Raw genomic sequence first — 16,683 nt, 5'->3', positions numbered from 1 at the left:
ACGGCCCGAACGCCCCGGGCACGTCTCGCCAGGCGATCCCACACCGGTACCGATAAATAATGCCCTCGACCATCGAGCGGGCATCCTGAAAGGGCCTGCCCCGCTTGCCTGTCCGAGTCGGAAGCAAATCTTCAATCAACGACCACTGAGCATCGGTGAGCAACTGAAACCGCGACATGACTCAAGCCTCGGGCACAACATCCAAAATCTTTGCCAGACACGCCCTAGTCGTTTAGCCCGATCGTCGGGCGCACGAGTCGAACGCGCGACTCTCCTCGCGTCGATGCATGCCGCGCATCGACGGCGGGCTAGGCTCGCCGATGTGGTCGAACCGCTCCTTGTGCCCCCGAACGCACCGGCACGGGTAGTGGTGCTGGCCTCAGGCACCGGATCGCTGCTGAATTCGCTGTTGACTTCCGCCGTGGCGGATTACCCGGCCCGGGTGGTCGCCGTGGGTGCCGACCGCGACTGCCTGGCCATCGAGATCGCCGCGGCCGCGTCCGTGCCCGCCTTCACCGTCCGCCTCGGCGAGCACCCCGACCGCGCCGCCTGGGACGCCGCCATCACCGCGGCCACCGCCGCACACTCGCCAGACCTGGTGGTGTCCGCCGGCTTCATGAAAATCCTTGGGCCACGGTTTCTTTCGCAATTCTACGGGCGGGTCATCAACACCCATCCCGCGCTTTTGCCGGCGTTTCCGGGTGCGCACGGGGTGGCCGACGCGTTGGCCTACGGCGTGAAGGTCACAGGCTGTACGGTGCACCTGGTGGACGCCGGGACGGACACCGGGCCGATCCTGGCGCAGGAATCCGTTCCGGTGCTCGACGGCGACACCGAAGAGACTCTGCACGAACGCATCAAGGTCACCGAACGCAAGCTACTGGTGGGCGTGGTGGCCGCGATCGCAACAGGCGGCCTGACCCTGGTCGGGAGAAAAGCGACGATCGGACGAAAGGCGACGAACCGATGAGCACCGACGACTGGCGGGAAGACGCCAAACGGCCGATCCGGCGCGCCTTGATCAGCGTGTACGACAAGACCGGGCTCGTCGACCTCGCCCAGGGCTTGACGGCCGCGGGCGTCGAGATCGTCTCGACCGGGTCCACGGCGAAGGTCATTGCCGACAAAGGCATTCCGGTGACCCGGGTCGAGGAGCTGACCGGGTTCCCCGAAGTGCTCGACGGCCGGGTCAAGACACTGCACCCGCGCGTGCACGCGGGGCTGCTGGCGGACCTTCGCAAGCCCGAGCACGCCGCCGCGCTCGAGGAGCTCGGCATCGCGGCGTTCGAGCTCGTCGTCGTCAACCTCTACCCTTTCACCGAGACCGTCGATTCCGGGGCCAGCATCGACGAATGCGTCGAGCAGATCGACATCGGCGGACCGTCGATGGTGCGGGCGGCGGCGAAGAACCATCCCAGCGTGGCGGTGATCGTCGACCCCCAGGGCTATGACGGAGTGCTCGCCGCGGTACGCGCGGGCGGGTTCAGCCTCGCCGAGCGCAAAAGGCTGGCGTCGCTTGCCTTTCAGCACACCGCCGAATACGACATCGCCGTCGCGAGCTGGATGGAGTCGACGCTGGCTCCCGAACATCCGCCGACGACGTTCCCGCAGTGGCTGGGCCACAGCTGGCGTCGTTCGGCGATGCTGCGCTACGGCGAGAACCCGCACCAGCAGGCGGCGCTGTACAGCGACCCCGGCGCCTGGCCGGGACTGGCGCAGGCCGAGCAGCTGCACGGAAAAGAGATGTCCTACAACAACTTCACCGATGCGGACGCGGCCTGGCGGGCGGCCTTCGACCACGAGCAGACCTGCGTGGCAATCATCAAGCACGCCAACCCATGTGGGATCGCCATCTCCTCGGAATCGGTCGCGGATGCACACCGCAAGGCCCACGAATGCGATCCGTTGAGCGCCTTCGGCGGGGTCATCGCGTCCAACACCGAAGTCAGCCTGGAGATGGCCGAGTACGTCAGCACCATCTTCACCGAGGTCATCGTGGCCCCCGCCTACCAGCCGGCCGCCCTGGAGGCGTTGACCCGCAAGAAGAACATCCGGGTGCTGGTGGCCTCGGAGCCGCTGACCGGCGGCACCGAGCTGCGGCCGATCAGCGGCGGGCTGTTGGTGCAGCAGCGCGACGAGCTCGACGCGCACGGCGACAACCCCACGAACTGGACCCTGGCCACCGGTTCGCCCGCCGATCCGGCGACGCTGGCCGACCTGGTGTTCGCCTGGCGCGTCTGTCGCGCCGTCAAGTCGAACGCGATCGTGATCGCCGGCGGCGGTGCCACCATCGGCGTCGGCATGGGTCAGGTGAACCGGGTCGACGCGGCGCGGCTGGCCGTGGAAAGAGGCGGCGATCGGGTGCGCGGCGCCGTCGCGGCATCCGACGCGTTCTTCCCGTTCCCCGACGGACTCGAGACGCTGACCGGCGCCGGGGTGAAGGCGATCGTGCACCCCGGCGGGTCGGTGCGCGACGACGAGGTGACCGCGGCGGCGGCCAAGTCCGGCATTTCGCTCTATCTGACCGGGGCGCGTCACTTCGCGCACTAGCCACGGTGTGCGCGGGCGACGCGCCTGTCAATTAGCGTCAAGTGAACGCCCTTGGCATGACTCGTCAGAGCACGCGTCGTAGCGTGGAGTGGTGACGTCACCGAGCAACCTGCCCCGTACCGTCGGCGAGCTGCGTGCCGCCGGTCATCGTGAACGGGGAGTCAAGCAGGAAATCCGCGAAAATCTGCTCGCCCTCCTCGCCGAAGGCGGAGATGGTGAAGCCATCTGGCCGGGCATTCTGGGTTTCGACGACACCGTCCTGCCCCAGCTCGAGCGGGCGTTGATCGCGGGCCACGACTTCGTGCTGCTCGGTGAGCGCGGGCAGGGTAAAACCCGGCTGTTGCGGGCGCTGACCGGCCTGCTCGACGAGTGGACGCCGGTGATCGCCGGTGCCGAGCTGGGCGAGCATCCCTACTCGCCGATCACCCCGGAGTCGATCCGCAAGGCCGCGACGCTGGGTGATGACCTGCCGGTGGAGTGGAAGCACCGCAGCGAGCGCTACACCGAAAAGCTGGCCACCCCGGACACCAGCGTCGCCGACCTGGTCGGCGATATCGACCCCATCAAAGTCGCCGAGGGCCGCAGCCTGGGTGACCCGGAGACCATCGCCTACGGCCTGATCCCGCGCGCACACCGCGGCATCGTCGCGGTCAACGAACTGCCCGACCTCGCCGAGCGCATCCAGGTGTCGATGCTCAACGTGATGGAGGAGCGCGACATCCAGGTCCGCGGTTACACGCTGCGCCTGCCGCTGGACGTGTTGGTGGTCGCCAGCGCCAACCCCGAGGACTACACCAACCGCGGGCGCATCATCACCCCGCTGAAAGACCGTTTCGGCGCCGAGATCCGCACCCACTACCCGCTCGAGCTCGACGCGGAAGTCGGGGTGATCGCGCAGGAAGCGCACCTGTCGGCCCAGGTTCCCGATTACCTGATGCAGGTCATCGCCCGGTTCGCCCGCTACCTGCGGGAGTCCAATTCCGTGGATCAACGCTCCGGGGTGTCGGCGCGGTTCGCCATCGCCGCCGCGGAGACGGTCGCCGCCGCCGCGCGGCAGCGTGGCGCTGTGCTGGGGGAGACCGACCCGGTGGCCCGGGTGGTCGACCTGGGCACGGTGATCGACGTGCTGCGCGGCAAGCTGGAGTTCGAGTCCGGCGAGGAGGGCCGCGAACAGGCCGTGCTCGAGCACCTGCTGCGCCGGGCGACCGCCGATACCGCCTCCCGGGTGCTGGGCGGCATCGACGTCGGTTCACTGGTGGCCGCGGTCGAGGGCGGCTCGGCGGTGACGACGGGTGAGCGGGTGTCGGCTAAGGACGTGCTGGCCGCGGTGCCGAGCCTGCCGGTGGTGGACAAGATCGCGGCCAAGGTCGGCGCACAGTCGGAAGGCGAACGCGCCGCGGCACTGGAGCTGGCGCTCGAGGCCCTGTATCTGGCCAAACGCATCGACAAGGTATCCGGGGAGGGTCAAACCGTCTATGGCTAGGTTTGATGGTGACGACTCGCCGCGCCCGGCTTCCCCGCGCGGGCGATCATCACGAGGGCATTCGTCGCGATACTCGGCGTACACCGGCGGCCCGGACCCGCTGGCCCCGCCGGTGGATCTGCGCGAGGCGCTCGAACAGATCGGCCAGGACGTCATGGCCGGCACGTCGCCGCGGCGAGCGCTGTCCGAGCTGCTGCGCCGCGGCACCAAGAACCTGCCCGGCGCGGACCGGCTGGCCGCCGAGGCCAACCGGCGGCGACGGGAGTTGTTGCGACGCAACAACTTAGGCGGAACCCTGCAGGAGATCAAGAAGCTGCTGGACGAGGCCGTGCTGGCCGAACGCAAGGAGCTGGCCCGCGCGCTCGACGACGACGCCCGCTTCGGTGAACTGCAGCTGGACGCGCTGCCGTCGTCGCCGGCCAAGGCCGTCCAGGAGCTCTCCGAATACAACTGGCGCAGCGGCGAGGCCCGCCAAAAGTACGATCAGATCAAGGATCTGCTCGGCCGCGAGATGCTGGACCAGCGCTTCGCGGGCATGAAGCAGGCGCTCGAAGGAGCCACCGACGAGGATCGTCAACGGGTCAACGACATGGTCGACGACCTCAACGATCTGCTGGACAAGCACGCCCGCGGCGAGGACACCCAGCAAGACTTCGAAGACTTCATGGACAAACACGGCGAGTTCTTTCCGGAGAACCCGCGCAACGTCGACGAGTTGCTGGACTCGCTGGCCAAGCGCGCCGCCGCCGCGCAGCGGTTTCGCAACAGCCTGAGCGCCGAGCAGCGCGCAGAGCTGGATGCGTTGGCGCAGCAAGCTTTTGGCTCGCCCGCGCTGATGCAGGCGCTGAACCGACTCGATGCGCACCTGCAAGCGGCGCGTCCGGGCGAGGACTGGAGCGGGTCCGAGCAGTTCTCCGGTGACAACCCGTTCGGGATGGGCGAGGGCACCCAGGCGCTGTCCGACATCGCCGAGCTGGAGCAGCTGGCCGAGCAGCTCTCGCAGAGCTATCCGGGTGCAACCATGGACGACGTCGACCTCGACGCGCTGGCCCGCCAGCTCGGCGACCAGGCGGCCGTCGACGCCCGCACGCTCGCCGAATTGGAACGCGCACTGGTCAATCAGGGCTTCTTGGACCGCGGTTCCGATGGGCAATGGCGGCTGTCGCCGAAGGCGATGCGCCGGCTCGGTGAGACGGCGCTGCGCGATGTGGCACAACAACTTTCCGGGCGCCGCGGTGAGCGTGACCACCGGCGCGCGGGTGCGGCCGGCGAACTGACCGGCGCCACTCGGCCCTGGCAGTTCGGGGACACCGAGCCGTGGAACATCTCCCGCACATTGACCAACGCCGTCCTGCGCCAATCGGGGACCGCCACCCTGGACGGCCCGGACGGGCGGTTGAAGATCACCGTCGACGACGTCGAGGTCTCCGAGACCGAGACCCGGACCCAGGCCGCGGTCGCGCTGCTGGTCGACACCTCGTTCTCCATGGTGATGGAGAATCGCTGGCTGCCGATGAAGCAAACGGCGCTGGCACTCAACCACCTGGTGTGCACGCGCTTTCGTTCGGATGCCTTGCAGATCATCGCCTTTGGCCGCTACGCGCGGACGGTGACCGCCGCCGAGCTCACCGGTTTGGAAGGGGTCTATGAGCAGGGCACCAACCTGCATCACGCGCTGGCGTTGGCCGGGCGCCATCTGCGCCGGCATCCCAACGCCCAGCCCGTCGTGCTGGTGGTTACCGACGGGGAGCCGACCGCGCACCTGGAGGACTTCGACGGTGACGGAACGACGGTGTTCTTCGACTACCCGCCGCATCCGCGGACCATCGCCCACACGGTGCGCGGCTTCGACGAGATGGCGCGCCTGGGCGCCCAGATCACCATCTTCCGGCTGGGCAGCGACCCTGGGCTGGCCCGGTTCATCGACCAGGTGGCCCGCCGCGTCGAGGGGCGGGTCGTGGTACCCGATCTCGACGGACTGGGGGCGGCCGTCGTCGGCGACTACCTGCGGTCACGCCGCCGTTAGCCGCCGCGCGTGCGCGTCGGGGATTGGTGTGTTCTCGACGGGCTACAGGATTCGGAGAAGGAGGAGACGTATGAGCCAGGTTCCGACGATCGAACTCAATGACGGCGTCAGCATTCCGCAGCTGGGTTTCGGGGTGTTCCAGATCAAGCCCGACGAGACCGCCGCGGCGGTGAAGACGGCGCTCGAGATTGGATACCGCCACATCGACACGGCCGAAATGTACGGCAACGAACGAGAAGTCGCGCAAGGCATCCGCGACGCGGGCCTGGACCGCGGTGACGTCTTTGTCACCAGCAAGCTCAACAACGGATCTCACAAACCCGACGATGCGCGCCGCGCCTTCGACGAGACGCTCAAGAAGCTGGATTCGGACTACGTCGACCTGTTCCTCATCCACTGGCCGCTGCCCACGCTCTACGATGGCGATTTCGTATCGACGTGGAAAGTCTTCGAAGAGTTCGCGCGGGACGGACGCGCCCGCAGCATCGGTGTGTCGAATTTCCAAGTCGCACATCTGGATCGGCTCGCCGACGAAACCGGCACGGTCCCGTCCGTCAACCAGATCGAGGTGCATCCGTACTTCGGCAACGAACAGGTCCGGGCGTACGGACGCGAGCATGGCATCGCCACCGAGGCGTGGGCGCCCATCGCTCAGGGCAAGGTGCTCGGTGATCCGGTGATCAACCGCGTCGCAGAGGCCCGCGGCAAGTCGGCGGCGCAGGTGGTGTTGCGCTGGCACATTCAGCGCGGCGACATCGTCTTTCCGAAGTCGGTGACACCGGATCGGGTCAAGGAGAATTTCGCGCTGTTCGACTTCGAACTCGACGATTCCGACATGGACGCCATCTCGGCGCTCGACAAGGGCGAGTCCGGACGCAACGGGCCCAATCCCGACACGTTCGACTACGTGCCCGGCTGAGGGCCTCCGTCAACCGCGTGGCCGGCGGGCTTTGCGGATGATCCCGACGCCGCCCCACAGGGAGAAGCCGCGAATGTGCACGGTCGGCGCGCCGGGGGTGCCCTGCCCGTGCACCTCGCGGTCGAAGTTTCCCATCACACCGCGGCCGTGCACCTCGACGTTGACTTCGGGCGGTAGCAAAATGTTTTGCACGCCCATGATCGACATCGCATGGATGTCGACTTCGGTCGAGGTGAAGTCGGCGTAGCGCAGATCGACCACCCCGCTGCCCCACAGGGTGAAGGTGGTGAGCTTCTTCGGGACGTTCCATCGGCCGCGACGCTCGAAGCCGCTCAGCAACGCCAGCAGGAGCGTCGAGGGCGCCGGATTGGGCTTGCCGCCGCGGCGCGGGCTGATCGGCGCCCCCGGCAGATCGGCCCGCAGCTGATCCAGTTCCTCATACGTCGTCGCCGCATAAGCCCTGGTCAACCGGTCTTCGTAGTCGTTGAGCTGCAGCCGGCCCTGCTCGGCCGCATACGCAAGCAACTGGGCGATCTGGATGCGGTCGGTATCAGCCGCGCGCGACGGCTCGCCGCGCGTGTCCTCCGCACCCCGTTGCGTTGAGTTGCTCATCACCCACGAGCCTACGGCGTACAACTTTTGCTGCAAGAGGATTGGCTAAACTGCAACCTTGCGCCGGCCCGCGCCGCATCGCCGGCCGTGCGGCCGGACCGTTTGTTCGACATCTGGCTAACTTCCCGCCTGGCTAACTCATCCAGTTGGGCGTGCGCTTCTCGAGAAACGCCAGCATGCCTTCGCGCGCCTCGTCGGACACAAACAGCCGGGCCGATTCCTGGGCGAGGCGTTCGGCGTCGCGGTCGAACCCCTCTAGCACCGCGGTCGTGGTCAGCGCCTTGGAGGCCGCGAGGCCCTGGGGGGAACCACGGCCGATATCGAAGACCAGTTGGTCGACCGTGGCGTCGACGTCCTCGGCGGCAACCGTGATCAGTCCGATCTCGGCCGCTTGGGCGGCGTCGAACTTCTCGCCGGTCAGGTAATAGCGCGCCGCGGCCCGCGCCGACAGCTTCGGCAGCAGCGTCAACGAGATGATCGCCGGGGCGACGCCGATGCGGGCCTCGGTGAGCGCGAAGGTACTGCGCGGACCGGCGACCGCAATATCGCAGGCACCCACCAGGCCGAAGCCTCCCGCGCGGACGTGCCCGTCGATGGCGGCGATCACCGGCAGCGGCGAGGAGACGATGGCCCGCATCAAAGCGACCATCTCGCGGGCCCGGGCGACGGCCAGGTCATAGGCTGACGGTGGCGACCCGTCCCCCACAAGCGGGAGGTGCCCCCGTCGCCCGGCTCCGCCGCCCTCGCCCAAATCCGCACCGGCGCAGAACGTTCCGCCGATGTGGCCCAGCACCACCGTCCGTACCGCCGGGTCCGCCGAGGCGTCGCGCAGCCCCTGATGCAACTGATTGACCAGTATGGTGGACAGCGCGTTGCGGTTGTGCGGTGAATTCAGGGTCAGCCGGGCGTACGGCCCGCCGGTGTCGGCGGGTCCGGCGTATTCGACGAGCGGGTCCATCAGTAGCTTCGGGGCAGACCCAGCGACGTCTGCGCGACGAAGTTCAGCACCATCTCACGGCTGACCGGGGCGATGCGGCCCAGCCGGGCCGAGGCCAGCATGGCCGCCAGCCCGTACTCCTTGGTCAGGCCGTTGCCGCCCAGCGACTGCACCGCCTGATCCACCGACCGCGTCGCCGCTTCGGCCGCAGCGTATTTCGCCATGTTCGCGGCCTCGGCCGCGCCCATGTCGTTGCCCGAGTCATAGAGGGTTGCGGCCTTCTGCAGCATCAGCTTGGCCAGTTCGACCTCGATGTGGCACTGCGCCAACGGGTGTGACAGACCCTGATGCGCGCCGATCGGCGTTCCCCACACCTGCCGGGTTTTGACGTATTCGGCGGCCCGGGCCAGCGCGTACCGTCCCATCCCGACGGAGCTCGCCGCGCCCATGATCCGTTCGGGGTTGAGGCCGGCGAAAAGCTGTGCGATGGCGGCATCTTCGGCGCCGACGAGCGCGTCGCTGGGCAGGCGCACATCGTCGAGGAAGACCTGGAACTGGCGTTCGGGGCTGATCAGTTCCATTTCGATCGGCGTGTAGGTGAAGCCGGGCGCGTCGGTGGGCACCACGAACAGCGCGGGGCGCAGCTTGCCGGTCTTGGCCTCCTCGGTGCGGGCCACGACCAGCACCGCCTGCGCCTGGTCGATGCCGGAGATATAAACCTTCTGGCCCTTCAAGATCCAGTCACTACCGTCCCGGCGGGCGGTCGTGGTGATCTTGTGCGAGTTGGAGCCGGCGTCGGGCTCGGTGATGGCGAAGGCCATCGTCAGCGTCCCGTCGGCGATGCCGGGGATCCAGCGCCTCTTCTGCTCCTCGGTGCCGAACTTGCTGATGATGGTGCCGTTGATCGCCGGCGAGACCACCATCAGCAGGAGCGCGCTGCCCGCGGCCGCCATCTCCTCCATGACCAGCGACAGCTCGTACATTCCGGCGCCGCCGCCGCCGTACTCCTCGGGCAGGTTCACCCCGAGGAAGCCGAGTTTGCCCGCCTCTGCCCATAATTCGTCGGTGTGCTCGTGTGCGCGGGCCTTGCGCAGATAGTATTCGCTTCCGTAGTTGGCCGCCCAGGCCGCCACCGACTTGCGTAGAGCCTGACGTTCCTCACTCTCGATGAAGCTGGTGTCGGTCATGCTCGATCTCCTTCTGATTGTGGCGCTTCCACTCTTGCCAGCACAGCGCCCACTTCGACTTGCTGACCGGTCTTGACGTTGAGTTCGGCAAGTACCCCGTCCACCGGGGCGGCAATGGTGTGTTCCATCTTCATGGCCTCCAGCCAGATCAGCGGCTGGCCGGCGGTGACGGTGTCGCCGATGGCGGCACCGAGCCTGATGACGCTGCCGGGCATCGGCGCCACCAGCGAGCCCTTCTCGACGGTCGAACCGGGCTCGGGAAAACGCGGCTGCGCGATCAGGTGCACCGGCCCGCGCGCGGAATCGACGTAGACATCGGCAGCGTAGCGCCGTACCGAGAACCCGTGCTCGACGCCGTTTACCCGCAGCACGACGGCCTTTGCCGTGGCCGACACCAGCTGCACCGACGGGTCGTCGGGAAGCGCCAAACCGGTTCTGGTGAAACGGTATTGAACCCTGATCTTCTCGCCCGCGTCGTCGTGGTAGTCCCTGGCCTGGTAGACCGACGGTAGGTTGCGCCAGCCGCTGGGAACGGCGCCCAGCACGGGGGCGACGGCGCGGTTGTGCGCGGCGTCGGCGAGTGCGGCCGCGATGGCGGACAGTCGGACCACCGTGGCATCGCCCAGCGGCGCCGCCAGGCGCGCCAGGTCGTGGGTGTCGAAAAACGCTGTGTCGGTGGCGCCGTCGAGGAACGCGGGATGCCGCAACACGTTCACCAGGAGTTCCCGGTTGGTGCGCACACCGTGCACGCGGGCTCGGGCCAGGGCGTCGGCGAGAATCAGCGCCGCCTGGCGTCGCGTCGGGGCGTAGGAGATGACCTTGGCCAGCATGGGATCGTAGTGAATCGAGACCGTGAACCCGTCGACGATGCCCGAATCCACCCGGATCCCGGTCCGCTGCCCCAGGGAACCGAACTCCGCCCGAACCGACGGCACCTCGAACCGGCGGACCGGGCCGGCCTGCGGCTGCCAGTTCTTGGCGGGGTCCTCGGCATAGAGCCGGGCCTCGATCGAATGCCCTTGAGTCGCAGGAGGTTCCGATTCCAGCCGGGCGCCGTCGGCGACGGCGAGCTGCAGTTCGACCAGATCGAGACCGGTGGTCTCCTCGGTCACCGGGTGTTCGACCTGAAGCCGGGTGTTCATTTCGAGGAAGTAGAACTCGCCGTCGTCGTCGGCGAGGAACTCCACCGTGCCGGCGCCGGTGTAGCCGATGGCCTCGACGGCCAATCGGGTCGCGTCGAACAGCTTGGCCCGCATGCCCGGTGTGCGCTCCACCAACGGCGAGGGCGCCTCCTCGATGATCTTCTGGTGGCGGCGCTGGATCGAGCATTCCCGTTCCCCGACCGCCCACACCGTGCCGTGGGTGTCGGCCATGACCTGAACCTCGATGTGATGTCCGGTGGGCAGGTAGCGCTCGCAGAACACGGTCGGGTCGCCGAAGGCGGACTGCGCTTCGCGGCGCGCCGCTTCCACTTCGGCTGGCAGGGCGGACAATTCGCGCACCACCCGCATGCCGCGGCCACCGCCGCCCGCGGAGGCCTTGACCAGCACCGGCAGCTGCGCCTCGGTGACCGTGTCCGGGTCGAGCTCATCGAGCACGGGCACCCCGGCCGCGGCCATGAGTTTCTTGGACTCGATCTTGGAGCCCATCGCGCGCACCGCGTCCACCGGCGGCCCCACCCACGTCAGGCCGGCATCCTGGACGGCGGCCGCGAAGTCGGGGTTCTCCGAGAGGAATCCGTAACCGGGGTGTATCGCGTCGGCGCCCGCGGCGCGGGCGGCGCCGATGATGGCCTCGACGTTGAGGTAGTCGTTGGTCTTGTCCAGCCGCACCCGCGCGTCGGCCTCGGCGACGTGCGGGGCGCCGGCGTCCGGTTCGGTGTACACGGCGACGGTGCCTAAGCCGAGTCGGCGGCAGGTGGCGAACACCCGCCGGGCGATCTCGCCGCGGTTGGCGACCAGTACTCGAGTGACCATGGGGCTCACATCCGGAAGACGCCGAAGTTCGACGTCCCCTTGATCGGGCCATTGGCGATGGCGGACAGACAAATTCCCAAGACGGTGCGGGTATCGCGCGGGTCGATCACCCCGTCGTCGTAAAGCATCCCGGACAACACCAGCGGCAGCGACTCGGCTTCGATCTGGCCCTCGACGGCGGCCCGCATCGCCGCGTCGGCCTCCTCGTCGACCTGCTGGCCGCGTGCCTCGGCGGCCGCCCGGGCCACGATCGACAGCACGCCCGACAGCTGGGCGCCGCCCATCACGGCCGACTTCGACGTCGGCCAGGCGAAGAGGAACCGCGGATCGTAGGCACGTCCGCACATGCCGTAGTGGCCCGCGCCGTAGGAGGCGCCGATCAGCAGCGAGATGTGCGGGACCGTCGAGTTGGACACGGCGTTGATCATCATCGAGCCGTGTTTGATCATCCCGCCCTCTTCGTAGTCCTTGCCCACCATGTAGCCGGTGGTGTTGTGCAGGAACAGCAGTGGCGTGTCGGAACGGTTGGCCAGCTGGATGAACTGGGTGGCTTTCTGCGATTCCTCGCTGAACAGCACGCCGCGGGCGTTGGCCAGGATGCCGATCGGATAGCCGTGCAGCCAGGCCCAGCCCGTCACCAGCGACGAGCCGTACAGCGGCTTGAATTCGTCGAACTCGGAGCCGTCGACGATGCGGGCGATCACTTCGCGGGGATCGAACGGGATCCGCAGATCCGCGGGCACGATGCCGATGAGTTCCTCGGTGTCGAACCGCGGCTCGGTGACCGGTTTGGGTTTCGGCCCCTGCTTGGCCCAGTTCAACCGGGCCACAATGCGACGGCCGATGCGGATCGCGTCGAGCTCGTCGAGGGCGAAGTAGTCGGCCAAACCGGAGACGCGGGCATGCATTTCGGCGCCGCCGAGCGATTCGTCGTCGGACTCCTCGCCGGTGGCCATCTTCACCAGTGGGGGACCGGCCAAAAAGACCTTGGAACGTTCCTTGATCATCACCACGTGATCCGACATGCCCGGGACGTAGGCCCCGCCCGCGGTGGAGTTGCCGAATACCAGTGCGATGGTGGGGATTCCGGCCGCCGAGAGCCGGGTCAGGTCGCGGAACATTCGCCCGCCGGGAATGAAGATCTCCTTCTGCGTGGGCAGGTCCGCACCGCCGGACTCCACCAGCGAGATCACCGGGAGCCGGTTCTCAAAGGCGATCTGATTGGCCCGCAGGATCTTCTTCAGGGTCCACGGGTTGCTGGTGCCGCCTTTGACCGTCGGGTCGTTCGCGACGATCATGCATTCGACACCCTCGACCACGCCGATGCCGGTGACCGTGCTGGCGCCGACCTTGAAGGCGCTGCCCCAGGCCGCCAGGGGGCTCAGTTCCAGGAACGGCGAATCCTGGTCGATCAGCGATTCGATGCGTTCGCGCGCCGTCAGCTTGCCGCGGTCATGATGGCGCTCAACGTATTTGGCCCCGCCGCCGGCCAGTGCGTTGGCCAGCTCGGCCTCGATCTCCTCGAGTTTCGCGATCGCCGTCGACGCCGCGTCGGCGAAGGCGGCAGCGTCGCGGTCCAGGGTGGACTGCAGCACGGTCATGATTGGAATCCCAGCAGTTTGGCGGACAGTGCGGTCAGGATTTCGGTGGTTCCTCCGCCGATGCCCAGGATCCGCATGTCCCGGTATTGGCGTTCGACCTCGGATTCGGCCATGTACCCCATGCCGCCGAACAGCTGGACGACTTGGTTGGCCACCCATTCACCGGCCTCGACGGCGGTGTTCTTGGCGAAGCACACCTGCGGAATCAGGTTCGATTCGCCCGCGAGCTGCTGCTCCACCACGTGGCGCGAGTAGACCCGGGCGACATCGATGCGACGCGCCATCTCGGCCAATGTGTTTTGCACCGACTGCCGCGATATCAATGGGCGACCGAATGTTTCGCGGTCGCGACACCATTGCACCGTCAGGTCCAGGCATCGCTGGGCGCTCGAATATGCCTGTGCGGCAAGGCCGATGCGCTCGGAGACGAAGGCCTGGGCGATCTGGGCGAATCCGGTGTTCTCGGCGCCGACCAGGTTGCTGATCGGCACCCGGACGTCGGTGTAGGACAGCTCGGCCGTATCCGAGGACCGCCAGCCCATCTTGTCCAGCTTGCGGCTCACCTCGAAGCCGGGTGTGCCCTTCTTTACCACCAGCAGTGAAACCCCGCCCGCGCCAGGGCCTCCGGTGCGCACCGCGGTCACGACGTAATCGGCGCGGACCCCGGAGGTGATGTAGGTCTTGGCGCCGTTGACGATGTAGTGCTCACCGTCGCGCACCGCCGAGGTACGCAGGTGGCCGACGTCGGAACCGCCGCCCGGCTCGGTGATGGCCAGCGATCCGATCTTCTCGCCGGCCAGGGTCGGCCGGACGAATTCCTCGATGAGCCGCTGGTCGCCCGAAGCGATCATGTGCGGCACCGCGATGCCGCAGGTGAACAGCGACGCGAACACGCCGCCCGGGACCCCGGCCTGATGCATCTCCTCGCAGATGATCACCGCGTCGGCGCCGTCGCCGCCACCGCCGCCGACCGATTCGGGAAACCCCGCGCCCAGCAGCCCGGCGGCCCCCGCGCTGCGGTGCAATTCGCGCGGCAGCTCGCCGCCGCGCTCCCACTCGTCGACGTGGGGCAAGATCTCGCGTTCTGCGAACGAGCGCACCGTCTTTCGCAGTTGCTCGCGCTCGGGCGTGTTCCAAAGGTTCACAGCAGCGCCTCCGGGATATCGAGGTGGCGGCCGCGGAGCCATTCGCCCAGCCCCTTGGCCTGGGGATCGAAGCGGGCCTGGTAAGCGACGCCTTGGCCGAGGATGCCGTCGATGACGAAGTTGACCGCCCGCAGATTCGGCAGCAGGTGTCGGGTGACATCGAAGTCGGCCGCTTCGGGCAGCAGTTCGGCGAGCAGCTCGACGGTCAAAGTGTTGGCCAGCCATCGCCATTGCTCGTCGGTGCGCACCCAGACCCCGACGTTGGCCGAGCCGCCCTTGTCGCCGCTGCGCGCGCCGGCGATGCGGCCCAGCGGCACGCGCCGGGTCGGCCCGTCCGGCAGCGGTTCTGGAAGCGGTGGCTCAGCGGCGGGACAGAGTTGCAAAGTATCGGTGGCGCAGGGGATATCGACACGGGTGCCGTCCGCGTGCACCGCAACGTGCGGTACCTGATCGGCGGCGACGTAGCCCGGGGTGAACACGCCGTAGACCTGGCCGTCGCCCGGCGGCGCGGTGACGTGGAATCCCGGATAGCTGGCCAGCGCCAATTCCACGGCGGCCGAGGAGAATTGGCGTCCGACCTTGGCGGGGTCGGGGTCGCGGACCACGCAGTGCAGCAGGGCGCTGGCGGCTTCTTCGGTGTCGGCGTCGGGGTGGTCGGTGCGGGCCAAAGTCCATTGCAGTTCGGCGGGCTTGACGGTGAGCGAGGCGTCGAGTTGTTGGCGCACCAGGTCCGCCTTGGCCTTGATGTCCAGACCGGTCAACACGAACGTCATCGAGTTGCGGAACCCGCCGATGCTGTTCATCGACACCTTGTACGTAGGAGGCGGCGCCTCGCCGTGCACGCCGCTGATGCGCACCCGGTCGGGCCCGTCGGACGACAACTCGACGCTGTCCATCCGGGCGGTCACGTCGGGGTTGGCGTAGCGGGCCCCGGTGATCTCGTACAGCAGCTGCGCGGTGACGGTGTCGACGCTGACCAGACCGCCGGTGCCCGGGTGCTTGGTGATCACCGAGGATCCGTCGGCGTGGACCTCGGCCAGCGGGAAACCGGCGTGCAGGAGGCCGGTGGACTCCGGAATCTCCGTGAAGAACGAATAGTTGCCGCCGGTGGCCTGTACTCCGCACTCGATGACGTGGCCGGCGACCACCGCGCCGGCGAGCGCGTCGTAGTCGGTCCGGCCCCACCCGAAGTGCGCCGCGGCCGCCCCGACGATCACCGAGGCGTCGGTGACGCGGCCGGTGACGACGACGTCGGCGCCATCGCCCAGGCAGTCGACGATGCCCCAGGCACCCAGGTAGGCGTTCGCCGTCAGCGGGCTGCCCAGCCCGAGTTCGGCGGCGCGCGACAACAGGTCGTCACCCTCCACATGGGCGACCCGCGCGTCGATGCCCAGGCGTTCGGCCAGCGCGCGTATCGCGTCGGCCAGGCCGGCCGGGTTGAGGCCGCCGGCGTTGGCGACGATGCGGACCCCGCGGTCGCGGGCCTCACCCAGACAATCCTCGAGCTGCGTCAGAAAGGTCTTCGCGTAACCGCGCTCGGGGTGCTTCATCCGGTCGCGGCCCAGAATCAGCATGGTGAGTTCGGCCAGGTAATCGCCGGTCAGATAGTCGACATCACCGCCGGTGAGCATCTCGCGCATGGCCGACAGCCGGTCCCCGTAGAAGCCCGAGCAATTCGCAATCCGGACGGCGCCGGGACTGCCCAGGGCGCCAGCGGCGCCGGAAGCAGAGGCCATGCCTGTCCTCCATTCGGGGATTCACGGTTCGGACCCACCAACCAACCGGTAGGTTAGCGGGTGTCGTCGGTGTCACGTCAAGGATCCCACTCGAGGGCGGGCCGCTTCTGGCTCGGCCTGCGGGCGTTCATTTTGGCCACACGCGGACCAGCGACTATCCTGATGTGCGACCGTCGCCCGTTCGGCTCACCGGCCTCGCCGCGCGACAATGCCGAACCGCACGTTTTACGTCGTTACCGAAACAACACGAGGAGTCAGGCCCGACCATGGCCGTACCCAAGCGCAGAATGTCGCGCGCGAACACCCGTAGCCGGCGCGCGCAGTGGAAGGCCGAGAAGACCGAACTCGTCGGTGTCACGATCGCGGGTCAGCGCCACAAGGTGCCCCGGCGGCTGCTCAAGGCGGCCCGCCTCGGTCTGATCGACCTCGACCGCCGCTAGGACGTGTCTCCCATATGGCGGGTCCAGATGATGCATGCGCTGAGGACGACGGCGGCGCGGTAGACAGTGGC

At 68.0% G+C, this 16,683-nt stretch carries 14 protein-coding genes; 6 read left to right on the top strand and 8 right to left on the bottom strand.

Annotated elements, in window-relative coordinates; all coding sequences use genetic code 11:
- The coding region (locus BST14_RS31780) for a transposase (RefSeq protein ID WP_142279208.1) at nucleotides 1-178 on the bottom strand (178 nt) is incomplete at its 3' end.
- A gap of 144 nt (nucleotides 179-322) precedes the next feature.
- Here BST14_RS31780 and purN point away from each other — a divergent pair.
- The 5 genes from purN (at nucleotide 323) to BST14_RS24945 (ending at nucleotide 6,978) form a co-directional block, all read left to right on the top strand.
- Complete coding sequence (gene purN / locus BST14_RS24965; protein ID WP_083067006.1) at nucleotides 323-970, top strand: phosphoribosylglycinamide formyltransferase; 648 nt, start codon at nucleotides 323-325, stop codon at nucleotides 968-970.
- Entirely contained in the window at nucleotides 967-2,550 is a 1,584-nt protein-coding gene (gene purH / locus BST14_RS24960; protein WP_083067005.1) for a bifunctional phosphoribosylaminoimidazolecarboxamide formyltransferase/IMP cyclohydrolase, read from the top strand. The genes purN and purH overlap by 4 nt, the downstream gene beginning before the upstream one ends.
- Before the next feature lie 88 nt (nucleotides 2,551-2,638).
- Nucleotides 2,639-4,033 (top strand): sigma 54-interacting transcriptional regulator, encoded by a 1,395-nt coding sequence (locus BST14_RS24955; RefSeq protein ID WP_083067004.1) that lies wholly within the window; start codon nucleotides 2,639-2,641, stop codon nucleotides 4,031-4,033.
- Nucleotides 4,026-6,059, top strand: coding sequence for a VWA domain-containing protein (locus BST14_RS24950; RefSeq protein WP_083067003.1), 2,034 nt, complete (start codon nucleotides 4,026-4,028; stop codon nucleotides 6,057-6,059). Before BST14_RS24955 ends, BST14_RS24950 begins: the two co-directional genes overlap by 8 nt.
- A 70-nt stretch (nucleotides 6,060-6,129) precedes the next feature.
- A complete protein-coding gene (locus tag BST14_RS24945; protein ID WP_083067002.1) occupies nucleotides 6,130-6,978 on the top strand; it encodes an aldo/keto reductase in 849 nt (282 codons plus the stop codon).
- A 9-nt stretch (nucleotides 6,979-6,987) separates the two neighbouring features.
- Here BST14_RS24945 and BST14_RS24940 read toward each other — a convergent pair whose 3' ends face one another.
- The 7 genes from BST14_RS24940 to BST14_RS24910 all read right to left on the bottom strand — a co-directional run bounded on the left by BST14_RS24940 (nucleotide 6,988) and on the right by BST14_RS24910 (nucleotide 16,172).
- A complete protein-coding gene (locus BST14_RS24940) occupies nucleotides 6,988-7,590 on the bottom strand; it encodes a DUF1707 SHOCT-like domain-containing protein (RefSeq protein ID WP_083067001.1) in 603 nt (200 codons plus the stop codon).
- Nucleotides 7,591-7,723: 133 nt separating this feature from the next.
- Complete coding sequence (locus BST14_RS24935) at nucleotides 7,724-8,548, bottom strand: enoyl-CoA hydratase family protein (RefSeq protein ID WP_083067000.1); 825 nt, start codon at nucleotides 8,546-8,548, stop codon at nucleotides 7,724-7,726.
- A complete protein-coding gene (locus BST14_RS24930) occupies nucleotides 8,548-9,714 on the bottom strand; it encodes an acyl-CoA dehydrogenase family protein (RefSeq protein ID WP_083066999.1) in 1,167 nt (388 codons plus the stop codon). Before BST14_RS24930 ends, BST14_RS24935 begins: the two co-directional genes overlap by 1 nt.
- A complete protein-coding gene (locus BST14_RS24925) occupies nucleotides 9,711-11,690 on the bottom strand; it encodes an acetyl/propionyl/methylcrotonyl-CoA carboxylase subunit alpha (protein WP_083066998.1) in 1,980 nt (659 codons plus the stop codon). The genes BST14_RS24930 and BST14_RS24925 overlap by 4 nt, the downstream gene beginning before the upstream one ends.
- Before the next feature lie 5 nt (nucleotides 11,691-11,695).
- A complete protein-coding gene (locus BST14_RS24920) occupies nucleotides 11,696-13,285 on the bottom strand; it encodes an acyl-CoA carboxylase subunit beta (RefSeq protein ID WP_142279586.1) in 1,590 nt (529 codons plus the stop codon).
- Nucleotides 13,286-13,287: 2 nt separating this feature from the next.
- A complete protein-coding gene (locus BST14_RS24915; protein ID WP_083066996.1) occupies nucleotides 13,288-14,436 on the bottom strand; it encodes an acyl-CoA dehydrogenase family protein in 1,149 nt (382 codons plus the stop codon).
- Nucleotides 14,433-16,172 (bottom strand): acyclic terpene utilization AtuA family protein, encoded by a 1,740-nt coding sequence (locus tag BST14_RS24910; protein ID WP_083066995.1) that lies wholly within the window; start codon nucleotides 16,170-16,172, stop codon nucleotides 14,433-14,435. Before BST14_RS24910 ends, BST14_RS24915 begins: the two co-directional genes overlap by 4 nt.
- 266 nt (nucleotides 16,173-16,438) lie before the next feature.
- On the opposite strand from BST14_RS24910, the gene rpmF reads away from it, so the two are divergent.
- Entirely contained in the window at nucleotides 16,439-16,612 is a 174-nt protein-coding gene (rpmF, locus tag BST14_RS24905; RefSeq protein ID WP_083066994.1) for a 50S ribosomal protein L32, read from the top strand.
- The last annotated feature ends 71 nt before the right edge of the window (nucleotides 16,613-16,683 follow it).

This window comes from Mycobacterium arosiense ATCC BAA-1401 = DSM 45069, from assembly GCF_002086125.1.
GTDB lineage: Bacteria > Actinomycetota > Actinomycetes > Mycobacteriales > Mycobacteriaceae > Mycobacterium > Mycobacterium arosiense.
This window is presented reverse-complemented; position numbering and strand designations above follow the sequence as displayed.

Excerpts from the sequence above, each read along its gene's own strand:
- purH (WP_083067005.1), top strand. The coding sequence starts at position 967 with ATGAGCACCGACGACTGGCGGGAAGACGCCAAACGGCCGATCCGGCGC.
- BST14_RS24950 (WP_083067003.1), top strand. The coding sequence starts at position 4,026 with ATGGCTAGGTTTGATGGTGACGACTCGCCGCGCCCGGCTTCCCCGCGC.
- BST14_RS24945 (WP_083067002.1), top strand. The coding sequence starts at position 6,130 with ATGAGCCAGGTTCCGACGATCGAACTCAATGACGGCGTCAGCATTCCG.
- BST14_RS24940 (WP_083067001.1), bottom strand. The coding sequence starts at position 7,590 with ATGAGCAACTCAACGCAACGGGGTGCGGAGGACACGCGCGGCGAGCCG.
- BST14_RS24935 (WP_083067000.1), bottom strand. The coding sequence starts at position 8,548 with ATGGACCCGCTCGTCGAATACGCCGGACCCGCCGACACCGGCGGGCCG.
- BST14_RS24930 (WP_083066999.1), bottom strand. The coding sequence starts at position 9,714 with ATGACCGACACCAGCTTCATCGAGAGTGAGGAACGTCAGGCTCTACGC.
- BST14_RS24925 (WP_083066998.1), bottom strand. The coding sequence starts at position 11,690 with ATGGTCACTCGAGTACTGGTCGCCAACCGCGGCGAGATCGCCCGGCGG.
- BST14_RS24910 (WP_083066995.1), bottom strand. The coding sequence starts at position 16,172 with ATGGCCTCTGCTTCCGGCGCCGCTGGCGCCCTGGGCAGTCCCGGCGCC.
- rpmF (WP_083066994.1), top strand. The coding sequence starts at position 16,439 with ATGGCCGTACCCAAGCGCAGAATGTCGCGCGCGAACACCCGTAGCCGG.